The organism is Corynebacterium sp. HMSC072A04 (assembly GCF_001809235.1).
GTDB lineage: Bacteria > Actinomycetota > Actinomycetes > Mycobacteriales > Mycobacteriaceae > Corynebacterium > Corynebacterium hiratae.
The window spans coordinates 1-25937 of record NZ_KV796752.1; the positions used below are offsets into that span (position 1 = coordinate 1).

The 25937-nt window shown below is 61.3% G+C and carries 24 protein-coding genes; 8 read left to right on the plus strand and 16 right to left on the minus strand.

From position 1 onward, the window contains the following. Positions 1–103: 103 nt before the first annotated feature. From HMPREF2565_RS14355 to HMPREF2565_RS03335, 3 genes are all read right to left on the minus strand, one after another. Positions 104–358: a HepT-like ribonuclease domain-containing protein gene (locus tag HMPREF2565_RS14355; protein ID WP_081636726.1), complete on the minus strand. Its 255-nt coding sequence runs from the start codon at positions 356–358 to the stop codon at positions 104–106. After that, a complete protein-coding gene (locus HMPREF2565_RS14160; protein ID WP_232745419.1) occupies positions 279–533 on the minus strand; it encodes a nucleotidyltransferase family protein in 255 nt (84 codons plus the stop codon). The genes HMPREF2565_RS14355 and HMPREF2565_RS14160 overlap by 80 nt, the downstream gene beginning before the upstream one ends. A 349-nt stretch (positions 534–882) precedes the next feature. Continuing rightward, the gene (locus HMPREF2565_RS03335) at positions 883–2364 is read right to left on the minus strand and encodes an ApeA N-terminal domain 1-containing protein (protein WP_070512995.1); all 1482 of its coding nucleotides are present in this window, start codon (positions 2362–2364) and stop codon (positions 883–885) included. A gap of 30 nt (positions 2365–2394) precedes the next feature. On the opposite strand from HMPREF2565_RS03335, the gene HMPREF2565_RS13315 reads away from it, so the two are divergent. Further along, a complete protein-coding gene (locus HMPREF2565_RS13315; RefSeq protein WP_232745421.1) occupies positions 2395–2802 on the plus strand; it encodes an RCC1 domain-containing protein in 408 nt (135 codons plus the stop codon). 169 nt (positions 2803–2971) lie between these two features. On the opposite strand, the gene HMPREF2565_RS03340 is transcribed toward HMPREF2565_RS13315, so the two are convergent. The 3 genes from HMPREF2565_RS03340 to HMPREF2565_RS03350 are packed head-to-tail and all read right to left on the minus strand — an operon-like array spanning position 2972 to position 5467. Further along, positions 2972–3760, minus strand: a complete 789-nt coding sequence (locus tag HMPREF2565_RS03340; RefSeq protein ID WP_070512990.1) for a zeta toxin family protein — start codon at positions 3758–3760, stop codon at positions 2972–2974. 3 nt (positions 3761–3763) lie between these two features. Next, on the minus strand, positions 3764–4027 hold the full coding sequence (locus HMPREF2565_RS03345) for a hypothetical protein (RefSeq protein WP_070444618.1): 264 nt from the start codon (positions 4025–4027) through the stop codon (positions 3764–3766). Positions 4028–4057: 30 nt separating this feature from the next. Then, positions 4058–5467, minus strand: coding sequence for an aldehyde dehydrogenase family protein (locus tag HMPREF2565_RS03350; protein WP_070512987.1), 1410 nt, complete (start codon positions 5465–5467; stop codon positions 4058–4060). Between the two features lie 151 nt (positions 5468–5618). Here HMPREF2565_RS03350 and HMPREF2565_RS03355 point away from each other — a divergent pair, with 151 nt between their 5' ends. Further along, positions 5619–6539, plus strand: coding sequence for an AraC-like ligand-binding domain-containing protein (locus HMPREF2565_RS03355; protein WP_070512985.1), 921 nt, complete (start codon positions 5619–5621; stop codon positions 6537–6539). An 86-nt stretch (positions 6540–6625) separates the two neighbouring features. Here HMPREF2565_RS03355 and HMPREF2565_RS03360 read toward each other — a convergent pair whose 3' ends face one another. The 7 genes from HMPREF2565_RS03360 to HMPREF2565_RS03390 all read right to left on the minus strand — a co-directional run bounded on the left by HMPREF2565_RS03360 (position 6626) and on the right by HMPREF2565_RS03390 (position 14633). Next, positions 6626–8113 (minus strand): NAD-dependent succinate-semialdehyde dehydrogenase, encoded by a 1488-nt coding sequence (locus tag HMPREF2565_RS03360; RefSeq protein WP_071406868.1) that lies wholly within the window; start codon positions 8111–8113, stop codon positions 6626–6628. Between the two features lie 9 nt (positions 8114–8122). Beyond that, positions 8123–8908: an HpcH/HpaI aldolase family protein gene (locus tag HMPREF2565_RS03365; protein WP_070512979.1), complete on the minus strand. Its 786-nt coding sequence runs from the start codon at positions 8906–8908 to the stop codon at positions 8123–8125. Continuing rightward, complete coding sequence (gene hpaH, locus HMPREF2565_RS03370; RefSeq protein WP_046648741.1) at positions 8893–9678, minus strand: 2-oxo-hept-4-ene-1,7-dioate hydratase; 786 nt, start codon at positions 9676–9678, stop codon at positions 8893–8895. Before hpaH ends, HMPREF2565_RS03365 begins: the two co-directional genes overlap by 16 nt. Positions 9679–9834: 156 nt before the next feature. Then, positions 9835–10911 (minus strand): 3,4-dihydroxyphenylacetate 2,3-dioxygenase, encoded by a 1077-nt coding sequence (gene hpaD / locus HMPREF2565_RS03375; RefSeq protein WP_070517631.1) that lies wholly within the window; start codon positions 10909–10911, stop codon positions 9835–9837. Positions 10912–10964: 53 nt separating this feature from the next. Beyond that, positions 10965–12482, minus strand: a complete 1518-nt coding sequence (gene hpaE, locus HMPREF2565_RS03380) for a 5-carboxymethyl-2-hydroxymuconate semialdehyde dehydrogenase (protein ID WP_070512973.1) — start codon at positions 12480–12482, stop codon at positions 10965–10967. Between the two features lie 16 nt (positions 12483–12498). Then, positions 12499–13161: a GntR family transcriptional regulator gene (locus tag HMPREF2565_RS03385; protein ID WP_071406869.1), complete on the minus strand. Its 663-nt coding sequence runs from the start codon at positions 13159–13161 to the stop codon at positions 12499–12501. Next, positions 13158–14633 carry a fumarylacetoacetate hydrolase family protein gene (locus tag HMPREF2565_RS03390; RefSeq protein WP_070517633.1) on the minus strand — a complete coding sequence of 492 codons (1476 nt, stop codon included), beginning with the start codon at positions 14631–14633 and terminating at the stop codon, positions 13158–13160. Before HMPREF2565_RS03390 ends, HMPREF2565_RS03385 begins: the two co-directional genes overlap by 4 nt. 122 nt (positions 14634–14755) lie before the next feature. Here HMPREF2565_RS03390 and HMPREF2565_RS03395 point away from each other — a divergent pair, with 122 nt between their 5' ends. Further along, the gene (locus HMPREF2565_RS03395; protein ID WP_070681726.1) at positions 14756–16120 is read left to right on the plus strand and encodes an MFS transporter; all 1365 of its coding nucleotides are present in this window, start codon (positions 14756–14758) and stop codon (positions 16118–16120) included. A gap of 205 nt (positions 16121–16325) precedes the next feature. Further along, positions 16326–18176: an FAD-binding monooxygenase gene (locus HMPREF2565_RS03400; protein WP_070681723.1), complete on the plus strand. Its 1851-nt coding sequence runs from the start codon at positions 16326–16328 to the stop codon at positions 18174–18176. A 146-nt stretch (positions 18177–18322) separates the two neighbouring features. On the opposite strand, the gene HMPREF2565_RS03405 is transcribed toward HMPREF2565_RS03400, so the two are convergent. Genes HMPREF2565_RS03405 through HMPREF2565_RS03415 form a run of 3 tightly spaced genes read right to left on the minus strand, consistent with a single transcriptional unit; the run spans position 18323 to position 20952 of the window. Next, positions 18323–19111, minus strand: coding sequence for an ABC transporter ATP-binding protein (locus HMPREF2565_RS03405; RefSeq protein ID WP_070512969.1), 789 nt, complete (start codon positions 19109–19111; stop codon positions 18323–18325). Positions 19112–19114: 3 nt separating this feature from the next. After that, on the minus strand, positions 19115–19972 hold the full coding sequence (locus tag HMPREF2565_RS03410) for an ABC transporter permease (RefSeq protein ID WP_071406870.1): 858 nt from the start codon (positions 19970–19972) through the stop codon (positions 19115–19117). Next, positions 19969–20952 carry an ABC transporter substrate-binding protein gene (locus HMPREF2565_RS03415; protein WP_071406871.1) on the minus strand — a complete coding sequence of 328 codons (984 nt, stop codon included), beginning with the start codon at positions 20950–20952 and terminating at the stop codon, positions 19969–19971. The genes HMPREF2565_RS03410 and HMPREF2565_RS03415 overlap by 4 nt, the downstream gene beginning before the upstream one ends. 431 nt (positions 20953–21383) lie before the next feature. Between HMPREF2565_RS03415 and HMPREF2565_RS03420 the strand changes: the two genes are divergently transcribed. The 4 genes from HMPREF2565_RS03420 to trpCF are packed head-to-tail and all read left to right on the plus strand — an operon-like array spanning position 21384 to position 25921. Further along, on the plus strand, positions 21384–22883 hold the full coding sequence (locus HMPREF2565_RS03420; protein ID WP_046648732.1) for an anthranilate synthase component 1: 1500 nt from the start codon (positions 21384–21386) through the stop codon (positions 22881–22883). Then, positions 22880–23524 carry an anthranilate synthase component II gene (locus HMPREF2565_RS03425; RefSeq protein ID WP_070517637.1) on the plus strand — a complete coding sequence of 215 codons (645 nt, stop codon included), beginning with the start codon at positions 22880–22882 and terminating at the stop codon, positions 23522–23524. Before HMPREF2565_RS03420 ends, HMPREF2565_RS03425 begins: the two co-directional genes overlap by 4 nt. Next, the gene (gene trpD, locus HMPREF2565_RS03430) at positions 23524–24561 is read left to right on the plus strand and encodes an anthranilate phosphoribosyltransferase (protein WP_071406872.1); all 1038 of its coding nucleotides are present in this window, start codon (positions 23524–23526) and stop codon (positions 24559–24561) included. Before HMPREF2565_RS03425 ends, trpD begins: the two co-directional genes overlap by 1 nt. After that, positions 24539–25921: a bifunctional indole-3-glycerol-phosphate synthase TrpC/phosphoribosylanthranilate isomerase TrpF gene (gene trpCF / locus HMPREF2565_RS03435; RefSeq protein WP_071406873.1), complete on the plus strand. Its 1383-nt coding sequence runs from the start codon at positions 24539–24541 to the stop codon at positions 25919–25921. The genes trpD and trpCF overlap by 23 nt, the downstream gene beginning before the upstream one ends. The last annotated feature ends 16 nt before the right edge of the window (positions 25922–25937 follow it).

Sequence of the window (25937 nt, forward strand, 5' to 3'; positions counted from 1 at the left end):
ATAAGGCCCTTAGCTAACATTGAACTTAAACTCGACCACGTTCCGTAGCCGAATAACCTTTGGAGCCGCGCCGTCAGTTAGCAGAGATGTGGCACCGCAGCGCCTAGGCAAGAGGAGGCAGATGAGTATCGACGATATCGCGGACCACGTCGATGTCGACGCCGAAATACTGGTGCACCAGGATGTTGCGGAAATCCCGAATCTGAGGCCAGACGATCTCAGGGTGCGCGCCGGTGATCTCATCGGGAAGATGGTTCACGGCTTCGCCGGACTGCGACTCACAGCGGCACCGCCTCGGCGAGCGTCGAAGCGGATACCGGGTGCCTGAGCAACTGGGCAGGAAACACGTCGATGCCATCGCGCCCGAACAGAGCGCGACTCTCCTCGAGCAGACCAGACGCACGCATCAGGAGACGTCCCTCCGCAGGGTCCATCCCGACGAGGATGTCGATGTCCGATCCTGCAGACGCGGTGCCGCGCGCGACGGACCCGAACAACTTCGGGTTGGTCGCGCCGTACCGATCGATGAGCACCTGGAACTAGTCAAGACGCGCAACGAGAATCCCGCGTAGGGCAAGCGTCTCAGGCGTCATGACGGTCTCAGACATGCTTCCGGGGGAAACGGGCCCGGCAGCACGTCGACATGGAGCTTTGACATTGAAGCGGAACTCCACCGCGTTCTTAAGGGCCGACGACATTCTCCCGTCTCACCGCCGCACCAGGCGGCACTGACGCGCTGCCACCACTTACAGCCGGTCGTCTCGCCCGCCCGCCATGACGCACTCAACGAACGAGCGATAGAGCAGGCTTACACGCGTCTCGCACTAAACGACCGGGCAGCAGCGTCACGGAGGTTCCGAAGTAGCGGCTATCGCAGTGCACCTAAGGGTTTGGTGAGGGAACCAGCCATTCGGCAGCGGTACGGAACGTAGCCCTCAGTTGCGGGTGCTCCCGCACGATCTCTCGCTGCCGCTCCGCCGGCAACCCGAGCTCGTGCAAGACGTTGAGGATTACGACCGCGGTCGTCACCTCGACGACGGCGATCAGCTCCTCGATGGAATGGTTGGGCGTTCTGCCCTCGTGCGCGAGGTCATTGCGGGCGCGCGTCGTCCACTTCGCCCAATGGTCGACATCCGGTAAGAGCTGTGCGATCGCTTCCTGATCGGGTCGCGCGGCGAGGGCATGGAGCCGATCACGGAGGGTCGGGTCGTTGCGGATCGCCCCCTTGAACCTGTTTCGGTGCTCATCGGGAACCTGCGCCAGCATCGCCTCTCGCATCGCCCTGAACTCCGCGTTGGGGAACGGTTTCTCGTCGATGCGGAGGTTGCGGTGCAACACCTCGGCAGCATCGACTGCCGTCAGAAGATTGTTCTCAACAAAACGGGCCGGTGCGTAGCGCAAGCCCAAGATCATGTTTGTCGCTGCCTCCAGGCGGCCATGGGCCTCGCACCATCGGGGCATGACCTCCTCAAATGGGATCGAGCCGCAGGTGAAGAACATTCGGTGGTGATCGACGACTTTCGCGTCGTGTTTTCCAAGCGCGGCCGGTGAGTAGAGCACATCGGCACGTCGGCGCGGCAGCGGGCGGCCATCAGGGAAGTGCGACTCGGTCCCGGCAACTTCCAGTCGGAGCCAGATCACTCCGGCCGCGCGATGCGTCGCCAGGGAGATCAGGTCCTGCACCAGGCTCGCCTCCTGCAGAGCAACACTCAGAGAGAATGGTTCGGCTGGCACGACGCAGATGGACACCGTGTCCCGCATACGTCCGACGCTTCCTCCCTTGCGCTGGTCGAAGAATGGAAGCGTGTGCGTGTGCTGAAGGCGATACTCAGTGTCGTCGACCACGACCGATTGCGCCTCGACCGGCTTCACCGAGATACGCCCGGTCCCATCGATCTTGCCGTCGGGAGCCCCGAGGGATCCTTCGAACACAGAAGACGCCGCCCAGAGACTCAGATCCTCGACTGAGACTTCTGCCCTAGCGAACGCCGGATCCGCGTCACCGCTGACATGCGCGCCGATGATGGCGACCGTCGCGGTCACGGTCTGCTTATCAGGGCTCGCCACTCGCGCACCCATGGTCCTTCTGGTGCTCCTAGGAACACAGCCAAGCAGTGTGATCTCCCTGAGCTCGGCCACACCGTGCATGACTTCCCAGGTGCGGGTTCCTTCGTGAACAGCAGTCCATCCAGACGAGTCCGTCGTCAAGATCCGATCCTCGAAGGTGCCGATCAGCGACAGAGAGAGACCATCTTCCGGGTCGTACCGTAGGACACCCGGGACCTTCTCGCTAGGGGCTTCCGGCAGCCACCACACGCCAGCCCACTCGCCGGCCTTGTCGAGGTTGAGAGGATCATTAGGCATCGTACTCCCGGTCCCGGGCTCCTTCCTGTCTTGCGGCCAGATGTCAGGTCGAAAATCTTTACTCCACCACATGCCCCCCACGTAGGACAATCTACAGCGAGATCATGGTCAACTGAGATCGGATGCGGCGACTGGCACACAATCGCAGTTCGACGCGACGGCACAGCCCTCGCAACTGGCAACAATCAGCGAGGGCAGACCGACGTCGCCCGGTGGACACACGTGTCCGGGGTCTTTGCCGGCTACCTACACACCGTCGGCTTACACGAAGACGGCACCGTCGTCGCCGTCAGCGACGACAGCAGAGGCCAGTGCGATGTCCAGTCATGGACCGGCATCACAGCGATCGCAGCCGGAGCGAGACACTCGCTCGGGCTGCGGGCGACCACACCGAGCAGCAATGCAATGTCAACGCCTGGGCCGCTCGACCACAGATGAACTGAAGTCCAGCGTGCCCGATAATCGGCGGTCGATCACACGTTGAATCTAAACTCCACGCAGACGACATCCTCAGCCTGCTAGACCTCGCAGACCGCCAGCTCGCCAGCAGCCGCTTTGACACGAAGCTCTCACCGCCTACCGGGCGCGCAGTTCCACGGGCACAGCCTTAAAGCTTGCGGATAAGCTCTGCATCAGCCACGAGGTTTTGCGTGAGCTTCTCAGCTTCAAGCCCACTCAAGTCACAGCTGTCGAAACGGGCCAGCCAGTCGGCCCGAACAGCGGGGGAGTCGAACCAGGTTGCGCGCTCGGCTTCAATATCCTCGATGCCGCTCAAGGTACGGCCGTCGCGGGTGCGGATCTCGAGGTCGTCGACAAGCGGGGCAATCGCTTGAAGCCCTGGGACGATGGCTTTAAAGCCCGACGTATGGGAAACCTCATTGGTCCAGCGCGGGTAGCGGCTCACACGCTGCGCCTCCAGGTAGCGCTGGACCACGCCCAGCCTGGAGACCTCCTGCGCCACCGCCAGGCCCACGACCTTCACGCGGAAACCCGCAGACCGAAACTTGGCTATCTCACCCGCGATGAATTCCGGGTTGGACAGCGTGTTCTCAATGATGAGGGAGTGCCCGTGCTGACGGCCATACTCAATCAGCGAGGACATCCAATAGGGCACCGGCCCATTGGTGAGTACGTCCATGCGTAAGGGATCGCGCTCCACAATCTCGTCGAGGGCGGGGTGCAGCTTCCGAATCTCATCGGAATCAAGGACCGCGTGACCGTTCTTTACCGATTCAATGGCCGTTGATTTGCCTGACGCTGGCTGCCCCGCCACATAAATGACCTCTGGAACAGCCGGACCATGAGCATTCGATCGGCCGAAATAGCTGGCTTGCAGAGTCTTTAGCCGTTGCTCCATAACCTGCGGATCAACGGGGAAGTCAGCGGCAGAAAGCATAGGCTATGCCGCTTTGTGCTCGGAGGAGAGGGCTTCAAGCCGCTGCGCAAAGAGAGCCGCAGCGGATCGGATGGCTTCGATGTCAGTTGCATCAACCTCGCCAACCATGTCCTCTACCAGCCAGTTCTGGCGAATCCACCATTGCGATTCAACGTCGTTGCCTGCTTCAGCGGCCCTAGTGAGGTAGGCAGCTTTCAGCGAGGACGCAACCTCCTTCATGGCGTCGAAGGCTGCGTACTCGATCTCCGGGACTTTGGCGGTGCTCATGGCGCTAAGAATAGCAGCGCCACGGCGGTTTTAGCCGTTGATAATCTGCGGGTACGCCAGGCCCTTGAGGCCCTCGGTGCCGAACTCCACGCCGTAGCCGGAGGACTTGATACCGCCGAAAGGCACACGCGGATCCACGGCACCGTGGCTGTTGATCCAGGTGGTGCCAGCCTCCAGCTGAGCAGCAACTTCCAGAGCGCGCTCGCGGTTGGAGGACCACACGGAGGAGCCCAAGCCCACGTCCAGCTTGTTGGCCTGCTCGATGGCCCAGTCGAGGTCGGTGTACTTGATAATCGGCAGTGCCGGACCGAACTGCTCCTCGACGACCAGCGGGTTATCCGGGTCGATATCCGCCACCAGGGTGGTGGGGTAGAAGTAGCCCGGCGCGTCGTAGTCCGGGTCGCCGCCCAGCAGCACGCGGGCACCCGAGTCCTTGGCAGCGTTGACGAGCTTGTCAACGATGTCGAACTGCTGCTTGTTCTGCAGCGGGCCGAGCACGTTCTCTTCCTCCAGGCCCACGCCCATCGGGGAGGCCTTGGCCACCTCGATGAGGGCTTCGCAGACGGCGTCGTACAGCGACTCCGGCACGTACACGCGCTTCATCGCCGCACAGGTCTGGCCGGTGTTGATGAACGCACCCCAGAAGAGGTCGCCGGCGATCTCCTTCGGGTCGGCGTCGTCCAGCACGATGCCGGCATCGTTGCCGCCGAGCTCCAGCGTGAGGCGGGTGAGGTTGTCGGCGCTGGCCTCCACGATCTTCTTGCCGGTGGCGGTGGAACCGGTGAACATGATCTTGTCGACGCCCTCGTGGGTCGTCAGCGCCGCACCAACCTCACCGGCACCGCTGACGACCTGCAGGATGCCCTCCGGCAGCACGGAGTTCACGACCTTGAGCAGGCCTAGTACGGAAAGCGGGGTGTACTCGGAGGGCTTGACGACGACCGCGTTGCCCATACGCAGCGCCGGCGCAATCTGCCAGATGGTGATCATCATCGGCCAGTTCCACGGGCCAATAGCTCCAACGACGCCGAGTGGGCGGTAGTTGACGGTGGCGGTGATGTCATCATCGACGGCCGTGTAGTTGGGGTGCTCGAAGGAGGCGGTAGCATTCAGCCACGCAGAGCAGGCGCCGACCTCGAAGCGGGCGTTCGGGCCGTTGAGCGGCTTGCCCTGCTCACGGGAGAGCAGCTCCACCAGCGCTTCGGCATTGGCCTCCACCGCAGCCGCAGCCTTGGTGAGCAGCTCGCAACGCTCTTCGTCGCTCAGCTTGGCAAAGTCCTTTTGTGCCGCGCGTGCGGTCTCAACTGCAGCGTTGAGGTCCTCTACGGTGTTTTCTGGGGCGCGGCCAACGACCTCACCGGTGGCGGGGTTGAGGATGTCACGTCCATTCTCGTCCGTGATGGCGTTGAGCAGATCAGCGTACGTGGCGAACTGAGTCATGAGATCTCCTTCAGGGAAGTCGAGGGCCCCGCGAGCAAAGCCCAAAAGTTACTTTTGTTTAGGATGTTACCTGCACCACATCTACAGGCTTGACTCTGAGTGCACACAATTTGTCCAAAAATGTGCCAGTTCTCACGATATGATTCCAGTTATGTCTTCCTCCGCCGTTGAACATTTCGATATCGCGTCGTGGCGCACCGCGTCATCCGATTCTTTTGGACAACTCGACGTGGACGCCGAAGACCCCTCTTCCTTTCACGCCACGCTGCGCTCCACGAAGGTGGGGGACATATCCCTCTTCGACATGCACACCTCCCCGCACACCGTGAACCGATACAAGGTTTCCACCGACGAGGTCCCTTTTTGCAAGCTCAGTTTGCAGATCACAGGCTCCTCAACCATGAGCCAGGACGGGCGAACCTGCGAGCTTCGCCCGGGGGACCTAGCGCTATACGTCACCCAGCGGCCCTACACCCTGCGCTATCCGGAGGAACAAAACACCCTCATTGTTCACTTCCCACAGAGCTTCCTCGACATCTCACCCGCGCAGATCCAACGCCTCACCGCGAATCCGATCTCACGCTCACACGGCCTCGGCGCGGTGGCCGTGCCCCTCTTTGAACAGCTTGCCAAGAACCTGGACCTATTGAAGGGCCCGCATGCCACGGCCCTAGTCCGCTCGGCGCTGACCATGCTGGTGTCAGTCTTGGCCTCCGACGTCGCCGACGAACCCTCTGCAGGCACACTCCTGTTCAACCAGGCCACCGCCTACATCGAGAAGCACTTGGGCGACCCGGACCTAGGCCCGAGCACCATCGCCCAAGCACTCTTCGTATCGGTACGCCACCTCCACGCCAAGTTCTCCGAACAGGGCCTCTCCGTAGGCAGCTACATCCGAACGAGGCGCCTAGAGCACATCCGCAGAGAACTCGTGGACCCGCGGCACTCCGAGGAATCGATCAGCCACATCAGCGCCCGCTATGGCCTGCACGATCCCTCGCACCTGTCACGCATCTTCAAGGCGGAGTACCACAAGTCACCGAGTGCGTACCGAGCAGCGGCCAGCGAATAGCACCGGCAAGTTTGGCATAAAAGACAATGCTGGCACCTCTCACAAAGGAGGTGCCAGCATCATTATCAGCGGATTTAATGCACTATTTATGCATTCGCGTACGGGTCACGCATAGCGATGTACTGCAGCGAGGTGTACTCGTCCAGGCCCTCAGCGCCGCCCTCGCGGCCCATGCCGGACTGCTTCACGCCACCAAATGGGGCAGCGGCGTTGGAGATGACACCAGCGTTGAAGCCCATGAGTCCGAACTCGAGGCCATCACCGATGCGCCACATGCGATCGGAATCCTCGGTGAACACGTAGGAGGCCAATCCGTACTCGGTGTCGTTAGCAATCTCAATTGCTTCCTTCTCATCAGAGAAGGTCAGGATCGGAGCAATCGGGCCGAAGATCTCCTCCTGTGCCACGCGGGCATCACGAGGAACGTTGGTCAGAACGGTCGGGGCGTAGAAGTAGCCCTTGCCCTCACCCGGCTTGCCGCCGACGATAGCCTTGGCGCCCTTGGCCACGGCATCGTCGACAAGCGCGGTGATGTTATCCAGCGCCTTCTGCTCCACGAGCGGACCACAGGTAACGCCCTCGTCGAGGCCGTTGCCCACCTTGAGCTCACCGATGCGCTTGGCGAACTTCTCCGCGAACTCATCAGCGATGGACTCGTGAACGATGAAGCGGTTGGCGGCGGTGCAGGCCTCACCGATGTTGCGCATCTTGGCGCCCATTGCGCCCTCGACGGCCTGGTCAATGTCGGCGTCCTCAAAGACGATGAACGGAGCGTTGCCGCCCAGCTCCATCGAGGTGCGCAGGACGTTGTCCGCAGCTGCCTTGAGCAGAGTCTTGCCCACCGGGGTGGAGCCGGTGAAGGAAACCTTGCGCAGACGAGAATCCGCCATGATCGGCTCGGAGATAGCAGACGCAGACTTACCGGAGACCACGTTGACCACGCCAGCCGGAACGCCAGCATCAATCATGGTCTGTGCGAAGTACTGGGTGGTCAGCGGCGTCAGCTTGGCCGGCTTCACCACCATGGTGCAACCAGCGGCGATGGCCGGTGCAATCTTACGGGTAGCCATGGCCAGCGGGAAGTTCCACGGAGTGATAAGCAAGCACGGGCCCACCGGCTTACGACGGGTCACCATGCGCAGGGTGCCCTCCGGCGCCGGCAGGGTACGGCCGTAGTCACGAACGGCCTCCTCGCTGAACCAACGCAGGTACTCAGCGCCGTAAGTAACCTCACCGTAGGACTCTGCCAGCGGCTTGCCCATCTCCAGGGTCATCAGCGCAGCGAACTCGTCCTTGCGCTCCTGCACCAGGTCAAAAGCACGGCGCAGCAGGTTGGAGCGCTCGCGGGTGGACGTGCGTGCCCACTCATCCTGCACGGCGCAGGCGGCGTCCAAAGCCTTCTTCGCATCCTCAGAAGTAGCGGAGGCAAGGGTGGCGATAACTTCACCGGTTGCCGGGTTTTCCACGTCGAAAGTGGATCCATCGGAGGCGTCTCCCCACTCACCGTTAATCAGCAAGCCAGTCGGAACCTTGGCCAGCAGCTCGTCAATATTGACCTTGTTGTTTTCACTCATGGTTCTTTTTTACCCTCCCAAATGGAATTTGTCTGCCAGTTGGCGTGCCGCACCCGAAAGAAGTTGAACATCCGCCCCAACCAGGGCAAATGATGCGCCGGAAGCTATGTATTTCTGGGCCTGTTCAAGGTTGAAAGCGTTGACGCCTACCTTCTTTCCGGAAGCGCGCACGGCTTCAAATGTGTGATTAACCGCCTCGATCACATCCGGATGGGTCTGCTGACCCAGCAGCCCCATGGAGGCCGCCAGATCAGAGGGACCGACGAAGATGTTGTCCACCCCGTCAAGAGCCACGATTTCTTCCACGTTCTCTACCGCGGTCGCAGACTCAATCTGCACCGTGAGGCTCACCGTATCTGAGGCATTGGCGAGGTAGTTCTCCACGCCGTTCCAGCGTGAGGAGCGGGCCAGCGCCGAGCCCACGCCGCGCACGCCGCGGGGAGGGTAGTGCATGGCTGCTACGGCAGCCTCGGCTTCCTCGACGGTATCAATCATGGGCACCATCAAGTTTTGTACACCCAGGTCAAGGTACTGTTTGATGAGTGCCGTGTTGTTTACTGGCACGCGGACCACGCGCGTCACGCCGTAGGCGTCGGTAGCCCGCAGCAGAGAGAGGATGGTTTCGAGGCCATAGGGCGAGTGTTCGCCGTCGATCAGCGTCCAGCTAAAGCCAGCCGAGGCGATGATCTCCGCTGCAGCCTCCGAGCCGGAACAGATCCAGGCGCCAACGAGCGGCTGCTCGGCCTTTTCTAGGACGTCCGCGAAAGTGGGCGGCAGCTTTACTGGAATCGGCATGTGATGGACCCCAACTTTCCATAGTCTGCATGGACGGTATCGCCCGGTTCAACCCACATGGGCTTGGTGAAGGAACCGGCCAGGATGATGTCGCCGGCGGCAAGGCTATCGCCGTGCGCATGAAGCTTGTTGGCAAGCCAAGCCACGCCCATTGCCGGGTGGTTGAGCACAGCCGCGGCCACACCCGTATCTTCGATGGATTCGTTGCGGTAGAGCAATGCAGACACCCAGCGCAGGTCGACGTCTGCGGGATCCACCGGGTTGCCGCCGTAGATCATGGCGCCGAGGGCTGCGTTATCCGAAATGGTGTCGACAATGGTGCGTCCCTCCATCTCAATGCGGGAGGAGAGGATCTCTAGAGCAGGGACGACATACTCAGTAGCGCGCAGCACGTCGAAAATGCTGCAATTCGGCCCCTTTAGCTCCTCCTTGAGCACGAAGGCCAGCTCAACCTCGATGCGGACGTTGGAGAACTGCGCGTGCTCGATAGTGGAGCCGTTCTCATAAACCTGGTCTTCAAAGATTGCGCCGTAGTCCGGTTCGGTAATTCCCGTGGCCTCCTGCATAACCTTGGAGGTCAGGCCAATCTTACGACCGACGAGACGGCGCCCGTCTTCGATGCCGCGGCGCACCCACTCGCGCTGCACCGCGTAGGAGTCCTCAATGCTCATCTCCGGGAAACGGGCGGTCAGCAGCGGGACCATCGACCGGTCCTTTTCGGCTTGCGCCAATTCATCTGCGATAGCGATGTGCTGTTTCTCATCCAGCATGTATTTCGCTCCTTACTGTGTTATTGAACGTGACTGTGGTGTTGTAATGGTTGTTAAACGTTGCGGTTTCACGTGAAACGACAACGCGGCCCCGCGTTATGTGCGCATTATCGACGCCGCGGGACCACGTTAATCAACCTGAGTGCTTAGGCCGTTTTAGAGCTGGTTACCCAGCTTGTACTCGCCCTGCTTCCACTCCGGCATCTCCTCCGAGTCTTCCTTACGGGTGTAGGAGAAGCCGTCCGCACCAATGGTGGCCTCGAGCTCGGACTCATCCTCGCGAGCGACCAGCGGCACCGGGTTGCCATCCAGGTCGAGGACGGTGGAGCCATCGCGGTACCAGGACGGAACAACCGGGGTTCCCCACCAGTCACGGCGCTGGTTATCGTGGACATCCCAGGTCACGACCGGGTTATCCGGGTCGCCGGTGTAGTAGTCCTGGGTGTAGATCTCTACGCGGTGGCCATCCGGGTCACGCAGGTACAGGTAGTAGGCGTTGGAGACGCCGTGGCGGCCCGGGCCGCGCTCAATGCGGTCGGATTCGCGGAGCGCACCCAGCTTGTCACAAATCGCGATGATGTTGTGCTTCTCATGGGTAGCAAAGGCGATGTGGTGCATACGCGGGCCATCGCCACCGGTCATGGCGGTGTCGTGCACCGTCGGCTTACGACGCATCCATGCAGCGTAAACGGTTCCTTCCTCATCGCGAATGTCCTCGGTGGTGCGGAATCCGAGCTCTTCCATGTACTTCACTGCGGCAGTAACGTCCGGAGTGATCTGGTTGAAGTGATCGAGGCGAACGAGCGCACCAGGGATGTGGGCGTCGTATGCCCAGGCCAGACGCTCACGGTGCTCAACCTCGTAAAAGAACTCGTACGGGAATCCCAACGGATCCTGTACACGCACGGAGTCACCGATGCCCTTGACGAAGCCATCCTTGTTACGGCGAACCTCGCAACCACGCGCCTTGTAGAACTCCTCGGCGAGGTCCAGATCCTCCGGCGAACGAACGCGGAAGGAGAATGCAGCGACGGCAGCGACGGGGCCCTGACGCAGCACGAGGTTGTGGTGGATGAACTCCTCGTAGGTGCGCAGGTAGATTTCGTTCTCGTTTTCCTCGGTCACGACGAGACCGAGGGTGTCAACATAGAACTTACGGGATGCAGCGAGATCGGTAACGATGATCTCCATGTAGGCGCAACGCAGAATGTCGGGGGCCTGAATGTCAGCCATGATGGCTCCTTAGTGTGAATTAGTAATGGGGGAGTGGAGAGGGCATGCAGACGTTACTGGTCCTGCTTGCCAAAGACCGGGTTGTGCACCTTGTCCAGGTTGATGTGGACGGCCTGCTGGTCGGTGTAGAAGTCGATCGAGCGGTAGCCGCCCTCGTGGCCCAGGCCGGAAGCCTTAACGCCGCCGAAGGGGGTGCGCAGGTCGCGGACGTTATTGGAGTTGAGCCACACCATGCCGGCCTCAACGTTCTGGGCAAAGTTGTGGGCACGTTTCAGATCCGAGGTCCACACATAGGCGGCAAGACCATACTTCGTGTTGTTCGCCAGCTCGAGTGCCTCTTCGTCGGTATCGAACGGGGTGATAGCAACAACGGGACCGAAGATCTCTTCCTGGAAGATTCGTGCGTCCGGCTTGACGTCAACGAAGACGGTCGGCTGGACAAAGTTGCCTTCCTCGAAGCCTTCCGGGCGCTCGCCGCCGGCGGCCAGGGTGGCCTCCTGCTTGCCAATCTCGATGTAGGAGGTGACCTTCTCGTAGTGCTCCGGGTGGACCAGGGCGCCGACCTCGGTGGTCGGATCGGAGGGCAGACCCACCTTCACGCGCTTAGCCTGGGCGGCGTAGCGCTCCACGAACTCATCGTAGATATCGCGCTGAACCAGGATGCGGGAGCCAGCGGTGCAACGCTCACCGTTGAGGGAGAAGACACCGAAGATACAGGCGTCGATAGCGGTCTCCAGGTCGGCATCGCTGAAGACGATGGCCGGGGACTTGCCACCCAGCTCCATCGACAGGCCCTTGAGGTGCGGGGCTGCGTTGCCGAAAATGATCTGGCCGGTGCGAGATTCACCGGTGAAGGAGATCAGCGGGACGTCCGGGTGCTTAACCAGCGGGTCGCCGGCGTAGCCTTCCTCGCCGAAGCCGTTGACCAGGTTGAAGACGCCCTTCGGCAGGCCAGCCTCCTCGAAGATGCCCGCCCACAGCTGTGCGGACAGCGGAGTGAACTCAGCAGGCTTGAGGACGACGGAGTTACCGGTGGCGATGGCCGGGGCCAGCTTCCAGGACTCCAGCATGAACGGGGTGTTCCACGGGGTAATCAGGCCCGCCACGCCAATCGGCTTACGGTTGACGTAGTTGATCTGGCGGCCCGGTACCTTGTAGGCGTCGTCAGCCTGGGCGACAATCAGGTCAGCGAAGAAGCGGAAATTCTCCGCAGCGCGCTTGGCCTGACCGTTGGCCTGGGTGATCGGCAAGCCGGAGTCGAAGGATTCCCAAGCAGCGAGCTTGTCTGCGCGGCTTTCGACGATGTCGGCGATCTTGTTGAGGACGCGGGCGCGCTCACGCGGCAGCGCCTTGGACCATGGGCCGTTCTCGAAGGCGTCCTTAGCGGCGGCGACCGCCTTGTCAATGTCCTCCGGCTTGCCAGAGGCGGCCTTGATGTAGGTCTTATTGGTTACCGGATCCAAGACCTCGAATTCATCGCCGTCGATCGACGGGACAAACTCGCCGTTGATGTAGTGAAGAATCTTCTCTGGAAGGTCGGTGGGCTTAGCAGCATCGTTGTTAATAGCCATGAGTGCTGTGAACTCCTTAATCGTTTTTCTTGCGATAGGTGTTGAGGGTGGACAGTCGGTGTTGCCTGGCCACTTTTTCTATGTAGGCGGGTTCCGCGCCAGCCTCGATGAGGCTGACCAATTGCTCGTGCTCGCGCGTTGACTCTTGGGCTCTCTCCGGCACGTAGCGGAAGGTCGAGACGCGGGGGTATTCCAATTGCTTCCATTGGTCCACCACCAAGTCCTTCAACCTCTCGTTCGGGCACTTGGAGAAGAGAACGCTATGAAATTCTTTGTTGAGCTGGGTAAATTCTTCTGGATCGTGGTGGATATCGAGCTCCCGCATGCGCTGGTTGATCTCTCGCGCCCGGGCAATATCCTCCGCGTTGAGATACGGGGCGGATTGGGCCGTGGCATTGGCTTCCACGGTGGCCACGATGTCCATGGATTCGTAGTAGGCCTCGCGATTGTAGGTGGTCACGCTGGCACCGACGTTGCGTTCGTAGGTGACCATCCCTTCCGCTTCGAGTTGCCGAATAGCCTCGCGGACGGGAACTACGCTGATCCCCAGTTCATCCGCGATTGTTGCCAACACGAGGCGATACCCGGGCTCATAGTCGCGAGTCCGAATCCTTTCACTTATCCAGTTATAGGCTTGTTGGGATTTACTTTCCCCGGCTGGTGCTGCGGTTTGCGTCATTGACCACCTGCCTTTCCATCACGGAAAGCGATGTAGGCTTCCTTGTTCGCTCCGGTCGGCGGGAAGAGCCCATCCAAGCTGGCGCCTTCCTCCACCTGGGAAGCGACCCATTCGTCCTCGTGCTCCTTGGCGAGGGCACCTTCGGCGACTTCGGCTGCGATATCGCGGGGGATGACCACGACGCCGTCATCATCACCAACGATGATGTCACCTGGGAGGACGGTGGCGTTTCCGCAGGAAACAGCGATATCGCTATCCCACGGGACATGCTTGCGGCCGAGCACGCAGGGGTGAGCGCCCTGGGTGAAGACGGGCAGGCCGATCTCCTTCACAGCCTCGTAGTCACGCACGCCACCATCAGTGACAACGCCGGCTGCACCACGTACCTTGGCGCGCAGTGCCAGAATGTCACCCAGTGTTCCTGAGCCGGATTCCTGGCGGGCCTCAATAACGATGACCTCGCCTTCCTTGACGGTGTCGAAGACTTTCTTCTGCTCGTTGAGGCCACCGCCGTGGGACTTGAACAGGTCCTCGCGGCCGGCCACGAAGCGCAGGGTGCGGGCAACGCCCACCATCTTGGTTCCCTTAGCCTGCGGGTACACGCCTTCGATCACGGACTGGTTGATGCCGCGCTTGCGCAGCTGAGCGGACAAGCCGGCGGTCGGGGCCTTCTCCAAGGCCGCCTTGAGCTCGGGATCGAGGCCGACCGCATCCTTAGGAGGAAGGCCGGCGGATTCGCGGTCACCGTAGGCGTCCTCGCGCTGCTTATCATCCACGTAGGGCAGGTTGCCCAGCTGCGGATCGAAAGAGGCGGGGACCTCCTTCACGGTAGTCTTCAGCCTGCCGGAGCTCACGCCACCTGGCACGTCAACCTCGACCTCAACAACGTCACCAGGCTCAATGACAGAGGAGCCGGCCGGGGTGCCGGTGAGGATGATGTCACCGGTCTCCAGCGTCATGTGCTGGGATAGGTCGGCCACAAACTGTGCGAGCGGGAAGATGAGATCCTCATCAGAAGATGTTCCCTCCTGAACAACCTCGCCATTGACCCAGGTGCGGAGGCGAAGACCCTTGGGGTCGATCCCTTGGGCGTCGATAAGCTCCGGCCCGATGGGGGTGTATCCATCGCGGGATTTGGAGCGGGTGTTGGAGCCCTTGTCCTGCACCTTGTAGTCATACAGACCAATGTCGTTCGAAGCCGTCACGTAGGCGACGTGTTTCCACGCATCCTCAAGCGATACGTTGCGGGCCGGGGTTCCGATGATGAGCGCGATTTCTCCCTCAAAAGCCAGCAGCTCCGTTCCCTCGGGGCGTTCAACAACCCCGCCCGATTCAGCCAGCGTGCTAGTCGCCTTGAGGAAGTAGCTCGGGGTCTTGGGCCAGCGACCGCGCTGCGCCGCGCGGGACTCAAAGGCCACATGGACAGCGATCATTTTGCCCGGTTTAACCGGCAAGAACTCAGGTACAGCCATGAAGAATCCTTAATTGTGAACAAATCCTTACCCAGATCGTATATTATCCCTACCACCACCGCAAGTGGTTCAACTCACACACATTTCCATATATGGCACACCGCATGCCGAAAGGAACCAGAATGTCGCACACATCTGACACGCCGGCAATTTCGACGGCCGAACGCCGCCGCGTCGTCGCCGCGACAACCATTGGTACCGCTATCGAGTGGTACGACTACTTCCTCTATGCCGCAGTGGCCGGACTCGTGTTCAACCAGCTCATGTTCGGCCCGCTCGAGGGTGGCCTAGCCACCATCATTTCCTTCCTCACCGTGGGATTGTCCTTCCTATTCCGACCCGTCGGCGCGTTTCTGGCAGGACACTTCGCGGACCGCTTCGGCCGCCGCGTGGTCCTCATGGTCACGCTCCTCGCCATGGGTGGTGCGACCACCCTCATCGGCCTTCTGCCTACCTACGAGACTGCCGGAATCTGGGCGCCGATCCTCCTCATCACCTTGCGCATTATTCAGGGCATCTCCGCAGGTGGCGAGTGGGGGTCCGCCGTACTCATGGCTGTGGAGCACGCACCGAATGACAAGCGCGGTCTCTACGGCGCCGGCCCGCAGATCGGCGTGCCAGCTGGCCTGCTGCTCTCCTCCGGCGTCCTCTCCATCATGAACACCATTGCGCCTGGCGACGCCTTCATGAGCTGGGGCTGGCGCGTACCTTTCCTGCTCTCCTTCGTCCTCATCCTGGTGGGCTACCTCATCCGCATGGGCGTCGACGAATCCCCGGTCTTTGAAGAGATTGCGGAGCGTGAAGAAGAGGAAGCCACCAACCCCATTGGCAAGCTCTTCAAGAGCTTCACCCCGCTAGTCGTCGTTGCGGCCCTCGTTTTTGCAGGTAACGGCACCGTCGGCTACATGACTACGGGCGGCTATATTCAGCGCTACGCCACCGATCCCGACGGCCTCGTTGCCCTCGACCGCGGTGACGTCCTCAACGCGGTGACCGTCTCTGCCGTCACGTGGGCATTGATGACTTTGTTCGCGGGATACATCTCCGACTATATCGGCCGCCGAAACACCTACCTCATCGGATTCATCCTGCAGGGAATCGGCGCTGCCGCCCTTTTCCCGCTGGTTAATACGGGCAGCCTGGGGCTTCTCTACGGCGCACTCATTTTCCTGACCGTCGGCCTGGGCCTGACCTATGGCGCGCAGTCCGCGATGTACGCCGAGCTTTTCCCCGCCTCCATTCGCGCCACCGGCGTGTCCATCACTTATGCGCTTGGCTCGGTGTTGGGCGGCGCCTTCGCCCCCATGATCGCTGCTTCGCTCGTGGAGGCTACTGGCACCACCTTCGCGGTGTCGGGCTACCTCGTCTCCGCCTCGATTGTCGGTTTCATCTGCGCCTTCATCCTGCGTGAGCGCAAGGGAATCGCTCTCGGCGCAGAGCACGAGGCCGAGCAATCTCAGGGGCACTTCATCTTCAGCCCGCGCTAGGCGACGTCCCGTGCGCAGATCATTGTGCAGGAGCCGCGTATCATATATGATTCTAGAAATAAGACCCAGCTCACATCCTCCAGACGCCTTGAACTGAGTCACCACCTCCACGAGCAAAGCTCACAGAGCGATGGGGGAGTAGATACCACCCCCATCACTCGCTTTTGTTCTCGACCACGACAACCCGCTGACTAAGGAGTCCACAGTGCAGTTCCACCACAACGGCTACGTTTCGGAAGATCCCCGCGTGCACGAGCCCGCCGGGTATGGCATCGATCGCGCCTCTGAGCTTCCCGATGAAATGGACGTCCTCATTGTGGGCTCCGGCCCGGCCGGCATGATCGCGGCCGCGCAGCTAGCAATGTTCCCCGACGTCAACACGCGCATCATTGAACGCCGTCCTCACCGCCTCGAGTTGGGCCAGGCCGACGGCATCCAGTCCCGCTCCGTAGAAACCTTCCAGGCCTTCGGCTTTGCCAAGGAAATCACGGAAGAGGCCTACGAAATCACCGAGATGTCCTTCTGGAACCCCGATCCGCAGGACCGCTCCAAGATTGTTCGCGGCGCCCGCCCGATTGACGACGAACACGGAATCTCCGAGTTCCCCCACCTCATTGTGAACCAGGCTCGCGTGTTGGACTACTTCGCCCGTTACGCACGCCGAGCACCCGGCCGAATCGCCCCGGATTACGGCTGGAACTTCGTCTCCCTTGAGGTAGGGGAGGGCGACTACCCCGTGACGGTGCACCTCGAGGATGTCGACGGCAACCCGCGCGACGTACGCGCTAAGTACGTCGTGGGCTGCGATGGCGCAAAGTCCCGTGTCCGTAAGTCCATTGGCCGCTCGCTCAAGGGTGACCAGGCCAATCACGCGTGGGGCGTCATGGACGTTGTCGTAGATACCGATTTCCCGGACTGGCGCACCAAGTGCGCCATCCACTCACAGGCTGGTTCGATTCTGCACATCCCACGTGAGGGCGGCTACTTGTCCCGCATCTACGTCGACCTCGGCGTCGTGCCGGAGGATGACAACCACAAGGTCCGCTCCACCCCGATTGAGAAGATCATCGAGAAGGCTAACGAGATTTATTCGCCCTACTTCATCGACGTCAAGATGGTCGCTTGGCACTCGGTCTACGAGGTGGGCCACCGACTTGTCGACGCGTTCGACGATAACAACGAGGATCCGCGCGTCTTCCTTACAGGCGACGCCTGCCACACCCACTCGGCCAAGGCCGGCCAGGGCATGAACGTCTCCATGCAGGATGGCTTCAACATCGGCTGGAAGCTCGGCCATGTTCTCGACGGCCGCGCCCCGAAGGAGCTCCTGACCACCTACCACGGTGAACGCCAGCCAGCTGCCCAGAACCTCATCAACTTCGACCGCGAGTGGTCCACCCTCATGGCCACCCCGACCGAAGAGCTCGATGATCCCGAGGCAGTCGAGAAGTACTACGTTTCCGCGGAGGAATTCGCCGCCGGCATGATGACGCAGTACGAAGAAAACCTCATCGTCGGCAGCACCGAGCACCAGAAGCTGGCCGTCGGCTTCCCGGTGGGCAAGCGTTTCAAGTCCTACGAGGTTCTGCGCCGCTGTGACGCGTACCCCCAGCACCTGGGCCACCAGCACACCGCTGACGGCCGCTACCGCATCTACGCCTTCGCTGATGCACCCAAAGCCGGCGAAACCTCGAAGCTCAGCGAGTGGGCCGAGAAGGTCGGCCCCATCCTCGCCAAGTTCACCCCTGAGGGCGCCGACGAGAACACCTACTTCGACGTGAAGGCCATCTACCAGCAGACGGACCACCACGAGTACGAAATCCTCGACGCTCCACTCCTGTTCCGGCCCCGCAACGGCAAGTTCAATATCCCGAACTGGGAGAATGTTTTCAATGCTCTGCCGGGAGACAAGGATATCTTCCACACCCGCGGCATTTCCCGCGACGGTGCCGTCGTCATCGTTCGCCCGGACCAGTACGTAGGAGCGGTCCTTCCGCTGGATGACCCAGCTGCCGTCGAGGACTACTTCTCTTCCGCGCTCATCAAGCTCACCTAGTTCCGGTTTCACGTAAAACCAAGAGGGCTCAGCACAACGCTGGGCCCTCTTTCAATGCCGCCGCTAAGCCACCACGGACAAAAAGAAACCTAGGTGCTGCCAAGTGCAACACCTAGGTTTCACGTGAAACAACCACGCTTCGACTTCTACTGCAGGAGGGTCCTATCGGACGTCGCTCCCTTAATCTTCGCGAACTCCGCCATGAGATCCTCCACTGTGAGCTTCGCCTTCTGCTCGGCGTCAGCGGAGTAGATGATCTCACCCTCATGCATCATGATGAGGCGGTTTCCCACCTGCAGTGCTTGGGCCATGTTGTGCGTCACCATCAGAGTGGTGAGCTGGCCTTGCTCCACAATGCGCTTCGTCAGTGTGGTCACCAGCTCCGCGCGTTGCGGGTCGAGGGCGGCCGTGTGCTCATCCAGAAGCATCACCTTCGGGTTAGTAAAGCCGGCCATGAGCAACGAGAGGGCCTGGCGTTGACCGCCGGAGAGCAGCCCCACCTTGGTCCCCAGACGCTTCTCTAGGCCGAGCTCGAGGGATTCCAGCTGTTCCACAAAGATGGCCCGGCGCGCGGAATTGAGACCCAAACCGAGGCCGCGCTTCTTGCCGCGCAGGTACGCCAAGGAGAGATTCTCCTCAATCGTGAGGTTTGGTGCCGTACCCGCCATGGGATCCTGAAAGACGCGCCCGACCTTCCTTGCACGCTTGTGCTCCGGCTGGCTCGTCACCTCCTGGCCGTCGATCGAGATCTTTCCCGAATCCGGGATGAGCCGGCCCGCAACGGAGTTCAGCAGTGTCGACTTTCCCGCACCGTTAGAGCCGATGACAGTGACAAAGTCACCGGAGGCAAGTTCCAGGGAGACGTCGCGAAGCGCACGGCGTTCGTTGACCGTACCTGGGAAGAAGGTCTTCGAAATCTTATCTACTTTGAGCATGATCTAGGCCTTCCTCTTCCCGCGCACCTTCGTCATACGCGGCACCAGCAGAGCGACAATAACCAGCAGCGCCGTGATGAGCTTCATGTCATTCGGGTTAAGGCCTACCTGAAGCGCAGCGAAGATGATGAGACGGTAGATCACAGAGCCCAAGGCCACCGCCACCACGGCCATCCACAAGCGCGACTGGGGGAGTACCGCTTGTCCCAGGATGACAGATGCCAGACCAACCAGGATGAGTCCGATACCCATCGAAATGTCGGCGAAGCCCTGGTACTGCGCGATGAGCGCACCACACAGGCCCACCAGGCCATTGGACAGGGCCAGGGTCAGGATCTTGGTGAAATCGGTGGAAACGCCGAAGGAGGTGATCATCTGCTGATTGTCACCCGTCGCGCGCAGCGAGAGTCCCAGATCCGTGGACAGGAACCACACGATCAGCAGGCAGAGCAGCACAGCACCCACGGCGAGCAAGCCCACCCCAGCCCAGGACCCCATAACCGCATCCAATGGGGTAAACACCGAGTCTTGGGAGAGCAGCGGAACGTTGGCGCTGCCCATGATGCGCAGGTTGATGGACCACAGACCAATCATCGTGAGGATACCCGCAAGCAAACCGTCGATGCGGCCCTTCGTGTGCAGAAGCCCCGTGATGCAGCCGGCGATAAAGCCGGTGACAAAGCCCGCGGCCGATGCCAGAAAGGGATTGACCCCATTCGTAATGAGCACACCGGCCGTCGCAGCCCCGGTGGTAAAGGAACCATCGACGGTCAGGTCCGGGAAGTCAAGGACGCGGAATGTCAGGTAGACGCCCACGGCCATGACCGCATAGATGAGACCTAGCTCGAGTGCACCAATCACAGCGTCTCAGCCTTCTCCAGGATCTCCTTCGGTACCTCAACGCCCTGTGCCTTCACGGCATCCTCGTTAATGACGTAGGTGTACTCAGAGGCGGTTTCTACCGGGGTCTCGGCTGGGTCCTCGCTGTCCTGAAGGATGCGCAGCGCCATCTCACCGGTCTGGCGGCCCAGTTCCTTGTAGTCGATACCGATGGTGGCGGCAGCGCCACCTTCAACGGCACCTGAGTCCGCTGCGATGACCGGGATGGTCTTGTCATTCGCTACCTTGATGAGCGAAGAAATGCCGGAAACAACCATGTTGTCGGTCGGCACGTAAATGGCATCGACATCGCCCAGCGCTTCTACGGCCTGCGGTATCTCCGTCACGGAGGTCACCGTCTGCGACTTCACCTCAATATCCTTCGGCTTGGCGGCCTCCGCCAACTGCTCCACCTGCACCTTGGAGTTAACCTCGGCGGAGGAGTAGACCACACCGACGGTCTTAGCGTCCGGAACCAGTTGGGTAATCAGCTCGACCTGCTCCTCGATGGGCGCGGCGTCAGAGGTACCAGTGACATTCTTGCCCGGCTTATCCAGAGACTCCACCAGCTCCGCCTCCACGGGGTCCGTCACCGCGGTGAACAGAAGCGGCTTGTCCTTGATGGACTTGCTCATGGCCTGGCCGGCCGGGGTGGCGATTGCCAGGTAGAGGTCGTGATTAGCATTTGCCATCTGCTGGGAGATGGACACCGCGGTGCCCTGCTCGCCATTGGCATTCTGGATGTCCCAATCCACGTCCACGCCCGCCTCCTCGAAGGCTTCCTGGAAACCTTCCGCGGCGGCGTCGAGCGAGGGGTGCTGAACCAGCTGGTTGATACCGATGGAATAGGAGTCCCCACCACCGGAATCACCGCCGGCGCTGTCCGAGGATGAGGAGCACCCCACGAGGGCGGCGGCGCTCAGAGCGAGAGCGGAGAGAGCAGCAGCAGTTTTAGAGAACATAACGGTCCTTTTCTACTCTAGAGTGACTGTTGTGACCGTTATTTAAGCCTCTTTCCATGCGTTTAAGCAGCAGTTTTGTGAATATTTTTCCCGCACGGGGGTACTCTTAGCCCTCCAAAAGCTATACTTTGACAGTTTTAGAGTTCTATATCACATGCTTAAGCTGCATGTTTCCTACATCACCCACCTCGCTGTGGCCCTGCAGCACATAGCCCCCACGGGGGTACCCGCCGGCATTTATCTGTACGGCAGAAGGTATCGGTGTTAGAGTCAGTGATGTGAAGAACATTTCGAACCTTTGGTGGTGGCGCGCGTAACCCGCGGGCCTCGTTGTTCTCCCATATTTAAGGCCCGCAGCTGCGGGCTTTTCGGCGTTTTGCTCTCTTTAAAAGCTCGCGGCAGCACACAACATCGTTAAAGAAAGACACCGTATGCCGTTTACAGCCAAACGCGAGGTCGGGTACACACCCGATGCCAGTGCGCTCTTTTATGCCCTCGCCACGCCGCAAGATTCCCTGCTCTTAGAATCCGCGGACATTGAATCCAAGAAGAACCTCACGTGCATTGCGATCACCAAGGCAGCGCTCAAAGTCGTCTGCCACGGCCAAGAGGTCACCGCTACCGCATTAACATCCGCTGGCCAGCTGCTCCTCGACGAGCTTCGCCAGGACTTCCGCTCCAGGATCAGCCAGGACAGCGAGGAGAGCACCACCTTTAGCTTCGAGCTTTCCACCGAACACGATGAGCGCGCCCGGCTCCGCGCTACCTCCACCGCGGATATCCTGCGCACCTTACAATTCAGCACACTGTATTCCAGCGAATCACTACCCTTCATCGGTGGCGGTTTCGCCTTCGACTACGTCGAGACCTTCGAGAAGCTACCCCCGGTTCCCGACGGACTCAACGGATACCCCGATTATGAGTTTCTCGTCGCCGAGCACGTTCTCACCGTGGACCACCTGACGGAGACCGCGAAGATAGAGGGGTGGGGCGTCGACAAGCAGGCACTTGAGGAGGAGCTCGACCGCGCCGCCCGCACCGATCCCATCACGCCCCAGCCCCCACAGCCACTACCTCACATATCCGCGCGCGCCTCCATCGACGACGCTGCTTTCCGGCGTCACGTGGAGCGCCTGCAAGGCAACGTCCACGCCGGCGATATTTATCAGGTGGTCCCTTCCCGTGCGTTTAGTCTCGACTGCCCCGATGCCTTCGCTGCCTACCGCACACTGCGTGAGACCAACCCCTCGCCGTACATGTTTTACCTGCGCGGCGCCGAGCACGAGCTGTTCGGGGCCTCTCCGGAATCCAACCTGAAGTACACGGCCACCGACCGGCAGGTGCAGCTCTATCCCGTGGCCGGCACCCGCCCGCGCGGTGCGACCCACGAGCTGGACATCCGAAACGAACTCGAGATGCGCACGGATTCCAAAGAGGTCTCCGAGCACATCATGCTGGTGGACCTGGCCCGCAACGACCTCGCCCGCGTCGCCGTCCCCGGCACCCGCCAGGTCGCTGATCTGCTCCAGGTGGACCGCTACTCCCGCGTGATGCACTTGGTCTCCCGCGTCGTCGCCACGCTGCACGAGGATTTCGACGCCCTCGACGCCTACCGTGCCTGCATGAACATGGGCACTCTGACCGGCGCGCCGAAATTGCGCGCGATGGAGCTCATCCGCGAAACCGAGGGCACTCGCCGCGGCTCCTTCGGGGGAGCTATCGGTTACCTGCGCGGCGATGGATCCATGGATAACTGCATCGTCATCCGTTCCGCCTACGTCAAGGATGGAACGGCCGTCGTCCAGGCGGGCGCCGGTGTCGTTCGTGATTCCATCCCCCAATCCGAAGCCGATGAAACGGTCCACAAGGCCTACGCGGTGCTCAGCGCTATCGCCCAGGCACACAACGCATCCCTGGAGGTCATCCGATGAACCCGCACGTCGTCCTCATTGATAACCACGATTCCTTCGTCTACAACCTCGTCGACGCCCTCGCCGGCTATAACACCACCGTCTTCCGTAATACGGTGCCGGTGGAGGAGGTCCTCGCCGCCGAACCCGACATCATCATTCTCTCGCCCGGCCCCGGCCATCCGCGCGACGCCGGATCGATGATGCAGCTTATCGACGCCTCCCTCGGCCGCATCCCTATCCTCGGCATCTGCCTGGGTTTCCAGGCGCTGCTCGAGCACTTCGGCGGCACCGTCGAGCCCTGCGGCCCAGTCCACGGTTCCTCTGTGCCCATGACGCTAACCGACGCTGGTGCGAAGCACCCGCTCTTCCAAGGGCTCACTACTGATTCCGAGCCAGATAATCCGAACTACGTGGGCCGCCTCGTCCCTGTTGCACGCTATCACTCCTTGGGCTGCGCGAGCATTCCCACCCAGATGCGCAGCCTCGCGGAGACGGAGACCGCCATCGGCCCTGTCACGATGGCGGCAGAAACCGTCGACGGCATGGCCCTCGGCCTGCAGTTCCACCCGGAGTCGGTGCTAACTCCAACCGGCCCCATCATGATCGAACGCTGCATTGAACAACTTTCTTCTCTACCCACCATGGAAGGAGCCAAGTAATGACCAATAACCACGCTCTCAAGACACTGCAAGAATTCCTCGATATCCCCGAACCGACCCTCGAGCAAGCAATCGAGGTCTTCACCCCGCTGACGGTGGGGGAGTATGACGACATCCATATCGCGGCCCTCCTTACTCACATCCGTACGCGCGGCGAAACCTTCGCCGATGTGGCCGGCGCCGCCCGCGCCTTCCTCAACGCCGGCCGCCCCTTCCCGGTTACCGGTAAGGGCCTCATGGATACCGCGGGAACCGGTGGCGATGGCGCGAACACCATCAACGTCACCACCGGCGCATCCCTCGTCGCCTCCGCCGGCGGGGTCAAGATGGTCAAGCACGGCAACCGCTCCGTATCCTCCAAGTCGGGCTCCGCGGACGTCCTTGAGGCCCTCGGCATCCCGCTTGATCTCGATCCGGACCGCGCGGTCCGCCAACTCGAGGCCTCGAATTTCACCTTCCTCTTCGCCCCCGCGTATAACCCGGCGGTTGCCCACGTGCAACCGGTGCGCAAGGGCCTTGGCGTCTCCACACTCTTCAACACCATGGGCCCACTGCTCAGCCCAGGCCACCCGGAGTTCCAGATCATGGGCATCGCCAACCCCGAACAGGGTCAGCTCATTGCTGAGGTGTTCAAGGATCTTGGCCGCACGCGCGCGCTCGTCGTCCACGGCGCCGGCACCGATGAGATCGCTGTCCACAGCACCACCCAGGTCTGGGAGCTTCGCGACGGCACCATAACCCACTACGAACTCACCCCTGAGGACCTCGGCATTTCCCGCCACGAGCTAGCTGACCTCGCCGGCGGCAACGGCAAGGAAAACGCCGAAGCTCTGCGCGCCGTCTTCGCCGGCACCGGCAAGCCCGCCCACCACGATGCGATCGCCGCGACCACCGGCGCGATGTTCTACCTCAATGGCACGACCGACTCCATCCAAGAGGGCGTCGCGCATGCCGACCAGCTCATCAAGGATGGCACCGTGGCCGCATGGCTGAAGAAGCACGAGGAGGCGAACTATGGCTCTGCCGACCGTGCTTGAGGGGATCGTCGCCAAGCGCCGCACGCATCTGCCCGCAATCCGTGAGCGCCTGGCGCACGTTGATTTAGCTGCCCTCCCGCGCTCGGAGCGCTCCTTCTACGATGCGCTCCGCGGCACCAACCGCTTCATCATGGAGTGCAAGTCTGCCTCTCCGTCGCTGGGGCTGATTCGTGAACACTACGAGCCCGGGGCCATCGCACGGGTGTACTCGCGCTACGCTTCGGCCATTTCGGTGCTGTGCGAGCCGGATCGTTTTGGTGGCGACTACGACCACTTGCAGACCGTGGCTCTATCCACGCACCTGCCAGTGCTGTGCAAGGACTTCATCGTTGACCCCATTCAGGTCTACGCCGCTCGCTATTTTGGCGCCGACGCCATTTTGCTCATGATGTCGATCGTCGATGACGACACCTACGCGGAACTCAAACAGCTGGCGGATTCCCTTGGGCTCGATGTCCTCACCGAGGCCATCACCGAGGAGGAGGTCGCCCGCGCCACTGCCTTTGGCATCGACGTGATCGGAATTAACAACCGCAACCTCCACGACCTCAGCATCGATCTCACTCGCTCCGAGCGCCTTTCGCACCACGTTCCCTCTGGCAAGGTCATCGTCTCGGAGTCGGGCATCCGCGACAACCAGACCGTTCGACGTCTGGGCTCTCATGCGAATGCCTTTCTCGTCGGCTCCCAGCTCACCGGCACGCCCGATATCGACCGGGCCGCCCGTGAGCTGGTCTATGGCCAGAACAAGGTCTGCGGCCTCACGACGTGGTCAGCGGCCCAGGCCGCCCGTGCCGCCGGTGCCGTCTACGGAGGATTCATCTTCGAGGAGGCCTCCCCGCGCAATGTTTCACGTGAAACCGCGCTCGACATCATCGCCCACGAACCCGACCTCAACTACGTCGCGGTCTCTCGCCGCACCACTAGTTGGGAGGAACTGGCCCTCGACGGTATTTCCGCCCTGCAAATCCACGCGCCATACCAGGGGAGCACTGAGGCAGAGCTCGAACTCATCTCCTCCGTTCGGGCGGTGGCAGGGGAGCGGGAGGTCTGGCGCGCCATCGACATGACGGCGCCCCATGCCCCCACCCTTGCCTCCGCGCTTGCCGACGCCGCCGACATGCTCATCCTCGACTCTGGCGCCGGCGGCACTGGCACCTCCTTCGACTGGACAACTGTTCCGGACGGCGTCAAGAAGAAGGCACTACTCGCCGGCGGCCTCAATCCCGACAACCTACCGGATGCACTGCGCGTCGGTACCGTTGGCCTCGATATCAATTCAGGCGTAGAGGTTAACGGTAGGAAGGACACCGCGCTCATCGCCAAGGCCTTCGACACCATTCGTCACTTTACGTATTAACCTCCACCCCAAGCTT